This window comes from Colwellia sp. 75C3, assembly GCF_002836255.1.
In the GTDB taxonomy this organism is placed as follows: domain Bacteria; phylum Pseudomonadota; class Gammaproteobacteria; order Enterobacterales; family Alteromonadaceae; genus Colwellia.
This window is the reverse complement of the sequence record NZ_PJAU01000056.1, coordinates 141,526-153,708: the sequence shown is the minus strand read 5'-3', so window position 1 is coordinate 153,708 and position 12,183 is coordinate 141,526. Positions and strand designations below refer to the sequence as shown.

Annotated in this window: 11 protein-coding genes; 5 read left to right on the top strand and 6 right to left on the bottom strand. The window is 37.0% G+C overall.

All coding sequences use genetic code 11. The features are described 5' to 3' along the window. Positions 1 to 121: 121 nt before the first annotated feature. Complete coding sequence (glnS, locus tag CXF85_RS15980; RefSeq protein ID WP_101229648.1) at positions 122 to 1,792, top strand: glutamine--tRNA ligase; 1,671 nt, start codon at positions 122 to 124, stop codon at positions 1,790 to 1,792. A 193-nt stretch (positions 1,793 to 1,985) separates the two neighbouring features. Continuing rightward, on the top strand, positions 1,986 to 2,789 hold the full coding sequence (locus tag CXF85_RS15975) for a hypothetical protein (protein ID WP_101229647.1): 804 nt from the start codon (positions 1,986 to 1,988) through the stop codon (positions 2,787 to 2,789). A 147-nt stretch (positions 2,790 to 2,936) separates the two neighbouring features. On the opposite strand, the gene ilvN is transcribed toward CXF85_RS15975, so the two are convergent. The 4 genes from ilvN to CXF85_RS15965 are packed head-to-tail and all read right to left on the bottom strand — an operon-like array spanning position 2,937 to position 5,403. Further along, complete coding sequence (gene ilvN, locus CXF85_RS15970) at positions 2,937 to 3,434, bottom strand: acetolactate synthase small subunit (protein ID WP_101229646.1); 498 nt, start codon at positions 3,432 to 3,434, stop codon at positions 2,937 to 2,939. Then, entirely contained in the window at positions 3,427 to 3,555 is a 129-nt protein-coding gene (locus CXF85_RS23335; RefSeq protein WP_269801193.1) for a hypothetical protein, read from the bottom strand. The genes ilvN and CXF85_RS23335 overlap by 8 nt, the downstream gene beginning before the upstream one ends. Next, positions 3,548 to 3,676: a hypothetical protein gene (locus CXF85_RS23330; protein WP_269801192.1), complete on the bottom strand. Its 129-nt coding sequence runs from the start codon at positions 3,674 to 3,676 to the stop codon at positions 3,548 to 3,550. The genes CXF85_RS23335 and CXF85_RS23330 overlap by 8 nt, the downstream gene beginning before the upstream one ends. Continuing rightward, positions 3,676 to 5,403 (bottom strand): acetolactate synthase 3 large subunit, encoded by a 1,728-nt coding sequence (locus CXF85_RS15965; protein WP_101229645.1) that lies wholly within the window; start codon positions 5,401 to 5,403, stop codon positions 3,676 to 3,678. The genes CXF85_RS23330 and CXF85_RS15965 overlap by 1 nt, the downstream gene beginning before the upstream one ends. A 486-nt stretch (positions 5,404 to 5,889) precedes the next feature. Here CXF85_RS15965 and CXF85_RS15960 point away from each other — a divergent pair, with 486 nt between their 5' ends. Further along, positions 5,890 to 6,468, top strand: coding sequence for a DUF4136 domain-containing protein (locus CXF85_RS15960; RefSeq protein ID WP_101229644.1), 579 nt, complete (start codon positions 5,890 to 5,892; stop codon positions 6,466 to 6,468). A gap of 169 nt (positions 6,469 to 6,637) precedes the next feature. Then, positions 6,638 to 8,194 (top strand): HD domain-containing phosphohydrolase, encoded by a 1,557-nt coding sequence (locus CXF85_RS15955; RefSeq protein ID WP_101229643.1) that lies wholly within the window; start codon positions 6,638 to 6,640, stop codon positions 8,192 to 8,194. Between the two features lie 205 nt (positions 8,195 to 8,399). Here the strand turns inward: CXF85_RS15955 and CXF85_RS15950 are convergent, their stop codons facing one another. Continuing rightward, positions 8,400 to 9,626, bottom strand: coding sequence for a pyridoxal phosphate-dependent aminotransferase (locus tag CXF85_RS15950; RefSeq protein ID WP_101229642.1), 1,227 nt, complete (start codon positions 9,624 to 9,626; stop codon positions 8,400 to 8,402). Between the two features lie 259 nt (positions 9,627 to 9,885). Here CXF85_RS15950 and CXF85_RS15945 point away from each other — a divergent pair, with 259 nt between their 5' ends. After that, positions 9,886 to 10,293 carry a GFA family protein gene (locus tag CXF85_RS15945; protein ID WP_101229641.1) on the top strand — a complete coding sequence of 136 codons (408 nt, stop codon included), beginning with the start codon at positions 9,886 to 9,888 and terminating at the stop codon, positions 10,291 to 10,293. 96 nt (positions 10,294 to 10,389) lie between these two features. On the opposite strand, the gene CXF85_RS15940 is transcribed toward CXF85_RS15945, so the two are convergent. Continuing rightward, complete coding sequence (locus CXF85_RS15940) at positions 10,390 to 12,087, bottom strand: proline--tRNA ligase (protein WP_101229640.1); 1,698 nt, start codon at positions 12,085 to 12,087, stop codon at positions 10,390 to 10,392. Between the last annotated feature and the right edge of the window lie 96 nt (positions 12,088 to 12,183).

The window sequence follows — 12,183 nt, the reverse complement described above, 5'->3', positions numbered from 1 at the left end:
TAAACACTTGCTATAATGCCGCTTATCTTGGTGCGTTAAACGTACTTTATATCCAGCTTTATACCCATCGGACTAATAAATTAATCCGAGTGTATTAGGTTATTTTCAGAGGTTTATTTTCATGTCGGATACCGAAAACCGCCCAACAAACTTTATTCGTAATATCATTGATGCAGATTTGGCTAGCGGTAAGCACACCAGTGTGCAAACACGTTTCCCTCCAGAGCCTAATGGTTTTTTACATATAGGTCATGCTAAAGCTATTTGTTTGAGCTTTGGTATTGCCCAAGATTATAACGGTTTATGTAATCTACGTTTTGATGATACTAACCCTGAAAAAGAAGATATCGATTACGTTCATGCTATTCAAAAAGATGTAAAGTGGTTAGGTTTTGAGTGGGCAGGAGAGATTAACTACTCTTCTAATTACTTTGATCAGTTACATGGTTTTGCGGTAGAACTTATCGAAAAAGGTTTGGCGTATGTTTGTTTCTTAAATGGCGATGAAACACGTGAATATCGTGGTACTTTGAATAAACCAGGTAAAAATAGCCCTTATCGCGATACCTCTGTAGAAGAAAATTTAGCCTTATTTGCCAAAATGAAAAATGGTGAGTTTGAAGAAGGTATTTGTTCTTTGCGCGCGAAAATTGATATGACTTCAAGCTTTATGTGCTTGCGTGATCCTATTATTTATCGCGTACGTTTTGCTCATCATCACCAAACGGGTGATAAGTGGTGCATTTATCCAATGTATGACTTTACCCATTGTTTATCTGATGCAATAGAAGGCATTACTCATTCTCTTTGTACGTTAGAATTTCAAGATAACCGCCGTTTATACGATTGGGTAATTGAAAACGTTTCAGTACCAAGTACGCCACATCAGTATGAGTTTTCTCGCCTAAACCTTGAATACACCTTGATGAGTAAGCGTAAGCTAAATACTTTGGTAGAAGAAAAGTTAGTTGATAGCTGGGATGATCCACGTATGCCAACGATTGCCGCTTTTCGTCGTCGAGGTTATACACCTGCGTCAATGCGAGAGTTTGCCAAGCGAATTGGTGTAACTAAAATGGAAAACACTATTGAGATGAGTGTTTTAGAAGCGTGTATCCGTGAAGATTTAAATGATAATGCGCCCCGAGCAATGGCTGTTTTAGATCCGATTAAATTAGTGATTGAAAATTACCCTGAAGACAAAAGTGAAGATCTTGTTGTTAAGAATCACCCGAGTGATGACGAGCAAGGGACACGTATTGTGCCATTTTCTAAAACGCTTTATATTGAAGCGGAAGATTTTAGAGAAGAAGCCAACAAGAAGTATAAACGTTTGGTCATCGATAAAGCAGTACGTTTACGTGGTGCCTACGTGGTTACTGCAACACGTTGCGATAAAGATGCAGAAGGTAATGTCACAACGGTTTACTGTACTTACAATGAAGATACTTTAGGTAAAAACCCAACGGATGGCACTAAACCTAAAGGTGTAATTCATTGGGTTGATGCAACTAAATCACTTGATGCGACAATACGTTTATACGACCGATTATTTACCGTGCCTAACCCGGCAGCAGAAGACGATTTTAATTCAGTTATTAATCCTGAGTCTTTAGTGACGATTAGCGGAGCTAAAGTTGAACCGTCATTAGCAGAGGCAAAACCTGAATGTGCATATCAGTTTGAACGCCAAGGCTATTTCTGTTTAGATAATGATATTAAAGAGCCAGGTGCTTTAATTTTCAACCGTACGGTTGGCTTACGAGATACCTGGGCTAAAATTAGTCAGTAATATAAATTAGTAAAAACACAGTAAATTTATTTGTAGTATTTACAGTAATTTATTAAAAAAGTCAGTGATGAGTTATTTAAACTCACCACTGGCTTTTTTTTTGCTAAATCTGCTATTGTGACAGATAAATTACATACCATTAGTTCGAGCATATTGAGTGAAGAAACCGTTAGCTATAATAGTGAGCTTTTTTATGCTGTTGAGTCTTACTGTTACTCCTGTAAAAGCAGCAGAAATAGAACCGGTACATTATGCTTATGCTAATTACCTGGGTAGTGGTATTTATAAAACCACAGGGCAACATGCTAGTTTGATCAGTTTGCCTTTCTCATACGAAATAGGACAGAAAGATAAAACAAGTTACGGTTTACGTTTACCTATTTCTGTCGGATTCTTTGATTTTGGTTTAGCCGATTTACCTAACTTTGATTTTCCTGATGAAGTGGGTACGGTGACCTTTACTCCAGGGCTTGCTTTTAACTATCAATACAACAAAAATTGGCATGTAGAAAGTTATATTGATATTGGTTATGGTCGAAATTTAACGACTAAGAAGGGCGTTAACATCCACTCTTCAGGCATATCAGCACTTTATAATTTTGATATAAAAAATTATGATGCTATATGGGCTAATAGAATTTACTATGCACGTTATGACGGTAATGGTTATGACGCGAAAGATTCCTATGCTGCGATACAAACGGGTATAGATGTGGGGCTACCATTACAATATCAAATGTTTGGTTATCAATTTCAACCAAGGGTTTTTGCGATGGCATTTTGGTACTTTAGCGAAGTAGATTTTTTAACCCCAAGTATTCAAAGTTTTGATGAAGAGGAAAATGTGACATTGACTAACAGTGTCGAGTTTGGCTTTACTTTGCACTTTACTGAAACTATTGGTTATTCTTGGGCTGGAATTGAAAGGTTAGGGCTAAGTTACCGCTATAGTAAAAACTTCAGTGCCTTTCGTTTATTATTTAGCTTTCCTATATGATTATTATTTATATCTTGTTTAGTGCGCTAATATAGGCGATGTAACTTACTCTAAAGTAAATACAGCAATAAAAAAGAGGCATAAAGCCTCTTTTTCCTGTAACCAATATTCTGTAACAAAATCAGCGTTTCGACTTCACCTTATTGATTAAATTCTCAATGCTTTATCACCACGAGCCATACCGACACAACCTGAACGGGCAGATTCAATAATTTCAGTCTCATGCTGTAGAGCACTAATAAAGGCATTAAGCTTTTCAGCATTACCGGTGAGTTGAACCGTATAAACTTGCTTGCCAATATCGATAATATTACCGCGAAATATATCCGTTATGCGTTTTACTTCAGTTCGGGATTTATCTGTCATAGCTGCTACTTTTACTAATAATAGTTCACGTTCAATATGCTGTCTGTCGGTGATATCGATAATTTTAATCACGTCAATAAGCTTATTTACTTGTTTAACAATTTGCTCTAAAACCTTGTCGTCACCTTTAGTGGCAATGGTCATACGAGACAAACTATTATCATCTGTTGGCGCAACCGTTAAGCTTTCAATATTAAAAGCACGTTGAGAGAATAATCCAACGATTCGTGATAATGAGCCAGGTTCATTTTCCATCAATATAGCTAAAATTCTACGCATTATGGCTTTCTCCAATGCTGTGCTGGTCTTCTTTAGTAAATAATGAGTCGTTCAAAACGTGTGAAAATGAACTTGCTTCATTTTCCGTCAGCATAACTAACATAGCTAAAATTCTACGCATTATGGCTTTCTCCAATGCTTTGCTGGTCTTTTTTAGTAAATAAGGAGTCGTTCAAAACGTGTGTAAATGAACTTGTTTCATTTTCCGTCAGCATAACTAACGTAGCTAAAATTCTACGCATTATGCCTTAACTCCTTTTTTCAGCCACATTTCATCAATTGCACCCGTACGTATCTGCATAGGGTAAACATGTTCTTTTTCATCAACCATAACGTCGACAAAAACTAAGCGGTCTTTGATATTAAAAGCTTGTGTCAGTTTATCTTCTAACTCATCTAAGTGATCAATCTTAATGCCGACATGACCGTAAGCCTCAGCGACTTTAACAAAGTCAGGTAAGGATTCCATATATGAAGAGGAATGGCGACCACCATAAACCATATCTTGCCATTGTCGTACCATACCAAGGGAGCGATTATTTAAGGTGACGATAACAACGGGTAATTTATATTGTGAACAAGTAGAAAGCTCTTGAATGTTCATTTGAATAGAGCCATCGCCGGTTATACAAATAACATGTTTGTCTGGAAAAGCTAACTTAACACCCATTGCAGCGGGTAAGCCAAAGCCCATAGTGCCGGCGCCACCGGAATTTATCCACCGACGCGGTTTATCAAAAGGATAATGTTGGGCGGCAAACATCTGATGTTGGCCAACATCAGAGCAAACGTATGCATCACCTTTCGTTATTTTATATAAAGCTTCAACAACACGCTGAGGTTTTATTTTTTCATTCTCAATTTGCTCATAGCTCATGCTTTTTACACTGCGCCATAAGTTTATTTGCTGCCACCATTGAGTTAGTGCCGCTTCGTCAGGAGCAAAGTTAATGTCATTTAACTCATCTAATAACTGCTGCATAACCACATCAACTAAACCAACAACGGGAATGTGTGCATTAATCGTTTTTGATATTGACGTAGGATCAATATCAACATGAATAATAGTGGCATTAGGGCAAAATTTCTCGACATTATTAGTCACCCTGTCATCAAAACGAGCACCTAAAGCTAAAATAACATCAGCATTAGCCATGCTCTTATTTGCTTCTAAACTACCGTGCATGCCCAGCATACCAATAAACTGTTCGTGGGTTCCTGAAATACCACCAAGGCCCATTAACGTATTGGTAATGGGTGCCTTTAATGTTTCAACTAAGGTGGTGAGTAATTCGGAAGCATCAGATAACACAATACCGCCACCAGAATAAATGACCAACTTTTTGGCGTTAGCAATAGCTTGTGCTGCTTTTTTTATTTGCTTAGGGTGGCCGTTAATATTGGGATTGTAAGACCGTATTTTAATATCAGTTTCGATACTAAATGGTCCTTTATTTTGTGGGATCAAGATATCTTTAGGTAGCTCTATCACAACAGGGCCAGGTCTACCGGTACTTGCAATATAAAAGGCCTTAGAGATAGCATCAGGAATATCAGCTAAGCTTCGACAGCTAAAACTGTGCTTGATGATAGGACGAGTACAGCCGACGATATCAGTCTCTTGAAAAGCATCATTACCGATAAGTGACGTGGCTACTTGACCTGCCAGCACTACCATAGGAATTGAATCCATATAAGCCGTCGCTATACCTGTTACACAGTTAGTTGCGCCAGGGCCAGAAGTCGCTAATACGACACCAACTTCTCCAGTTGCTCTAGCATATCCATCGGCCATATGCGTTGCTGCTTGCTCATGACGTACTAAAATATGTTCTATTTCATCTTGTTGAAATATAGCGTCATAAATATCTAAAACGGATCCGCCAGGGTAACCGAAAATGTATTTAACCTTAAGTGCTGATAGTGATTTAACTACCATTTCTGCACCAGTAAAAAGCTCTGTTGTCATGCCATCACCTTGATTCTATGTAAATTTAGTGTTTTAAATAAATATTGAGATAATAAAAAACCCTCGGTCTTAAAAAGAGCGAGGGTTTCTTGATATTATTGCTTAATCGTTTTTGTTAAGCACAAGTAATCCCCGCTAGTGGTGAAAGCACCACTACGACTAAGAGGACGACATTGAGGACAGTTGTTTTAAAACTCATACAATTAACAAAAACTTAAATATTATAATTAAGTCTATTTTTAAAGACTTTCACTGCTTGTGTCAACCAATAAATACAAAACAGTTAAAAAAGCATGTTTTATTTTTAGTCAAAAGTATTGACCACTACATTGTTTAGATGAACATTCATTTTTATTACAGCTGAAAACAATTTTAAACACTGTTTTACCTGTATTAGTGAAACATTATGATTTATATTAACTGGAGTATTATACCGCCGACCGCAAGACTTAAAATATTGGTCTTACTACAATAAATGGAATAAATATGACCCCAATTAAATTATTAATAATTAGCACCTTAATTGCTTTTACCGCAGGTTGTGCGACACATTCAGCTAAAGTAGATTTTGACAGAAATACTGAGATTGAAACGGTTCATTATAAAACCTTTGCCTGGCTAACCAACGCAAAAATAATGGCCGCACCTGTTGATATTAATCCTGTAATGAAAGAACGCGTTGATACCAGCATTGAGCAAGCTTTTATCGCTAAAGGCTATCAATTAGTTGAGAATGCTGAAGATGCAGATTTTACTATTTCTTATACGGTAGGTAGTCGCGATAAAATTAAAGTGAACAGCTACCCAGCTACATATAACTCTGGTTTCGGCTGGGGACGCGGTTATTATGGTGGTCGAGGCTACTATGGTTCTATGTCTATGGGCACAGAAACTAGCGTTAGACAATATACTGAAGGTAAGTTAGCTATTGATATTTATGATGTTAAAACTCACCAACCCGTATGGCATGGCTGGGCGACTAAACGTATAACGTCTGAAAATAGTGAAGATCCTTTAGCCGTGATAAACAAAGTAGTAATAAAAGTAGTAGATATGTTTCAATAGTTACAGTCTTACTATCTTCATTTAATTAAGCGGCTTATGCCGTTTTTTTTGCTCCAAAGGTAACTAATTTACACTGACAAGTTTCAATAGACTATTTTGTAATCGTCCTAGTAATTTAGCATTTCTGAATTACACTAATATTATGGTTTAAATAACAAAATAGACATCAATGAGTAACTTTATTTTTCAAGACGAAGTCGAAGACGAAATTGATGATACATCAAATAAAGCTGATAAGTATTGGCGTATTTTGGTCATAGATGACGATGAGTCTGTACATCAAGTAACTAAGCTAGTACTTGCAGATGCTGAAATAGAACACAGAAAACTGGACATAGTTTCTGCTTATTCAAGTAAAGAGGCGAAAGAAATTCTGCTAACGGATGATACTTTTTGCATGGCATTTGTTGATGTTGTTATGGAAACTGACCATGCAGGATTAGAGCTTGTGGAGTGGATTAGAAAAGAGAAAAAGAATCAATCAATTCGTTTAGTCTTACGAACAGGGCAAGCGGGCTCTGCCCCTGAAGCGAAAGTCATTAAAGAGTTTGATATTAATGACTACAAAGAAAAAACTGACTTTACCGCCAATAAAATGATCACCACTGTCTATGCAAGTATACGTGCATACCGCGATATCATGACCATTCAGCGCAGTCTTGACGCTTTTAAAAAGCTTATTGAAGCGACTCACGATTTATTAAAAATCAACCAGTTAAAGAGCTTTGGTTCAGCAGCACTCAATCATTTACTGGCGTTAATGAACGTTGAAAGCTCTGCACTTTATATCGCCAGAACCCAAACCGATTTCGCACATAACTCTACCAGTTCAATCATTGCTTGTACGGGTAAATATGTCTGTGAGTCAGATTCATTAGAAACATCAGATATTAGTGAGCAAGTTAAAATACGTATCCAACAAGTATTTATTGATCAAAACCATTATCGTGATGAGAGTTGTTTTGTCGGTTTCTACCGTGGTTCGAACAATGCTGCATCGGTATTATATATTGAGTTTGAAGATGATAATGAGCACTTTAAAGCTAATTTGGCTGAGTTATTTGCCACTAATGTAGCGCTGATTCTTGAAAGTTTCACCAAACAACAAGAAATAGAAAAAACTCAAAAAGAGTTGTTATTCATTGTTGGGGAAGCCGTTGAAGCACGTAGTAAAGAAACAGGTGCTCATGTACGTCGTGTTGCCATTATTTGCGAGATGCTAGCAAAAAAACTAGGCTTAGATGAAGGCTTTGTTGAAGCGATACGATTAGCGGCACCATTACATGATTTAGGCAAGATAGCTATTCCAGAGCATATTTTACATAATCCTGGAAAATTAGCAGGTGAAGACTGGAAAGTTATGCAATCTCATGCACAAATAGGTGCTGATATTTTAGAAAAATCTACCGTCAGTATTTCTCAGCTTGCTGCTAGGCTTGCTAATTACCATCATGAGAATTGGGATGGCACGGGTTACCCAGAAGGATTAAAAGGGGAACAAATACCTATTGAAGCACGGATCATGGCAGTAGCCGATGTTTTTGATGCTTTGGGTTCAAAGCGCTGTTATAAAGAGCCTTGGCAAGCTGAAAAGATTAAGGATTTTTTGTTATCTGAAATCGATAAGAAATTTGAGGCTAAAATGGTTCATCTTATTGTTGATAACTTTGATGAATTTTTAGCGATCAGAGTAAAATACCCTGATTATATCGAGGCAGAACATTAATTATTTAATTGCTAAGCATTGTTCAACCTGATCAAACTCAGGATTTTTATGATTAATCTAATCGAGAGATTTAAAATACACAGCGGCTATGATTACAGAGAAGGGATTAACGCTTCTCTGTAATCATAGCCTTGATTTATTGCTGCTTATTGTTGTTTATAGCAAAAAGATAAAATCAGAAACTAACCGTTAGTATTTAAGTTTCTTAATTAACATCAACTTGTTTATAAGTAGCGAAAAAACTTTTTAGTTTTTCAAGAGCGGGTATCAATTCATCGACATGCGGTAAAAATACTAATCTAAAATAGTTATTTTCTTTAATATTAAACGCTCGACCATGAACCAATAGTATTTTCTCTTGTTTTAGTAAGTCCAAAATCATACGTTCATCGTCGGTGATGTTGAATTTTTTATTATCTACTTTAACAAATAGATATAAAGCGCCCATGGCAGGATTACATGATAAACCATCGATATCATTAATCATTTCGTAAGCAATATTACGTTGCTTTATCAAACGACCGTCATCACGAATTAATTCGTTAATACTTTGGTAACCGCCTAAAGCAGTTTGTATAGCGTGTTGGCTAGGCACATTCGCACACATTCTCATCGATGATAATAAAGTAATACCTTTAATATAATCTTCTGCGTGTAGCTTAGGGCCAGAAATAACCATCCAACCCGATCTAAATCCAGCAATGCGATAATTCTTTGATAATCCACCCAGTGTAATGATAAACACGTCTGTCGCTAATTTTGCCGTTGGGACATGCTTAGCTTCATCATATAGAATCTTATCGTAGATCTCATCGCTATAAATTATTAGCCCATGCTTTCTTGCCAGAGCAATTATACCCTGCAATATTTCTTCTGAATAAACCGCACCAGTTGGATTGTTAGGATTAATTAATACAATCGCTTTGGTTTTTTTTGTAATTTTACTTTCCATATCCACTAAGTCTGGAAACCATTGATTTTCATCATCACAGCGATAGTGTACAGGTTTACCACCTGATAACGCTACCGCAGCAGTCCATAACGGATAATCTGGAGAAGGAATTAATACTTCATCGCCATTATCAAGCAATGCTTGCATGGCCATAACAATCAACTCACTAACACCGTTACCAATAAAAATATCATCAACCATGACATCTTTAATGCCTTGCTGTTGGAAATATTGCATTACAGCAACTCTGGCTGAATAAATGCCCTGGGATTCAGAGTACCCCTGTGAACTAGGTAAGTTATGGATAACATCTTTTAAAATATCATCAGGGGCTGCAAAGCCGAAAGGGGCAGGGTTACCAATATTCAACTTAAGTATTTTATGACCTTCATCTTCAAGGCGCTTGGCTTCATCCGCTATTTGACCTCTAATATCGTAACAAACATTGTTTAATTTAGATGACTTGGTAATAGCTTTCATGAGTGGGCAACTTCTTAAGTTAAATAGAGAGAAAAGTGAACATGTCATTGTTGCCAATAATACGCTGTTTTGAAAGCCTTATTTTAGCTTTTTTTAATGATAAATTTTTTGTTTTTCTCTAGAAAAGGCATATCGAAATAATGAGTTTATGCTTAACAAGATTCAACTGCCTAATACATTAAAAGAGTGTTAAATTATTTACGTAGAAATAAGCCCTAATACAATATGTGGGTAAGCTTAATAAAGGGAAGACATTGGTATGTATCTTGGTAAATGTTTATGTGGTGAAGTTCACATTAAAGTGAATGGAAATATTAGTGAAATCATTCACTGTCATTGTTCTTTATGTCGAAAAAATAGTGGTACTGCATTTGCCACTAACGGTTTCATTAATACGGCAGATTTTGAAATAACGTCAGGAAAAACAAGTTTAAGTTCGTTTTCGTTTAAGCCAGGACGTAGTCGACATTTTTGCCGTAAATGTGGCTCACCCGTTTATAGCGCTAATGAAGATGATCCAACGCGTTTAAGAATACGCTTAGGTATTTTTGATAGCGACATAACCGAAAGACCCATTTCACATAACTTTGTTAGCTCTAAAGCAAACTGGGAAGATCTCGATGCTAATTTACCTCACTATGATGCTTTTGAGCCAAGCCGTCAGTAACGTTTGTTTTTGCGATTGAGAGTCATAAAAGTGGGACAACAAAAAAGGAGCCTAAGCTCCTTTTATAGTATTAACGCTGTTGCCAACTGAATTCGATTAGTTGAATAAAGACATTACGTCATCAATAGCAATTAATGACTTTTCACCGGTAATACGGTTTTTAAGTTCAACCTGCTGGGCATCTAAATTACGTTCACCAATGATTAGTAATAATGGTGTGCCCATTAACTCATGATCAGCAAACATTACACCTGGACGTTCCTTTCTGTCATCAAACAATACTTCAATACCTGCTTGAAGTAATGAGTCATATAAGGTGTCAGCCGTTTCTTTAACGCGAGCCGATTTTGCCATATTCATTGGTACAATTGCCACTTGAAATGGTGCAATCGCTTTAGGCCATTTAATACCGTTTTCATCGTGGTTTTGCTCTATAGCTGCAGCAACAATACGAGAAACACCAATACCGTAACAACCCATGGTTAAGGTTTGGTTTTTACCACCTTCATTTAGAACAGAACAGTTCATCGCTTCGGCATACTTACGACCTAACTGGAAAATATGACCAACTTCGATACCACGTTTTATTTCGATGTACCCTTGGCCACATGGGCTTGGATCACCAGCAACAACATTACGGATATCTTGAATGTTGATCTCACCACAATCTCGTTCCCAGTTAACACCAGTGAAAGAGTGGTTATTTATGTTAGCACCACAGACAAAGTCGCTTAAGTGAGCAGCACTATGATCTACAATCACTTCAATAGATAAACCTTTAGGTCCTAACGAAGTACTATGGCAGTTAGTAACAGCTGATACTTGTTCATCAGTCGCGAATGTTAACGGTGAAGCAATGCCAGCTAAGTTCTCAACTTTAACTTCATTGAGTTGATGATCGCCACGAACAACTAGTGCAACGATTTTTGTTGGTTGACCATCAGCAACAGAGCCAAGTACTAAGTGTGTTTTAACAGTAGTCTTTACATCTATTTCTAAGGTTTTTACTAATTTCTCAAGTTTTAATTCTACTGTAGCTAACTCTTGAGTCGGCTCACCGCGTTCACCTGTAGGTGCTAATGCTTCAGCTTTTTCAATGTTGGCTGCAAAATCACTGGCATCACTAAAAGCTATGTCATCTTCGCCTGAATCAGCAAGTACATGAAACTCATGTGATTTCTCACCACCAATAGAACCAGTATCAGCTATGACAGGTCTAAAGTTCAATTCTAAGCGTTCAAAGATACGACAGTAAGTATCAAACATTATTTGATAGGTTTTTTCTAAACATTCGTCTTCTAAATGAAATGAATACGCATCTTTCATCAAGAATTCACGGCCACGCATCACACCAAAGCGAGGACGAATTTCGTCACGAAATTTGGTCTGAATTTGAAAAACATTTAAAGGTAACTGCTTATAGCTGCTAAGTTCATTAGCGACTAATTTTGTTACTACTTCTTCATGTGTTGGTCCTAAAACGAAAGGACGCTTATGGCGATCGCTTATACGTAATAACTCAGGACCATAATCAGCTAGTCTGCCAGATTCTTCCCATAAGTCTGCCGGTTGTACCATTGGCATTAATACTTCATTACCACCAGCACGTTGCATTTCTTCACGGACAATGTTTTCAACTTTTTTCAAAACGCGTAAACCGGTTGGTAACCAAGTATATAAACCAGAAGCAAGGTTACGAACAAGGCCAGCTCGTAACATTAGCTGATGGCTGATCACTTCTGCGCTAGCAGGGGTTTCTTTAAGAGTAGACAGTAAATATTGACTGGTACGCATTGTAAAGGTTTCCGTAAAATAGGGATAAATATAATTGGCGGTATTCTATCAGGGGCTTAGCTTATGAAAAAGTAATATATGTAATATTTCTGACTT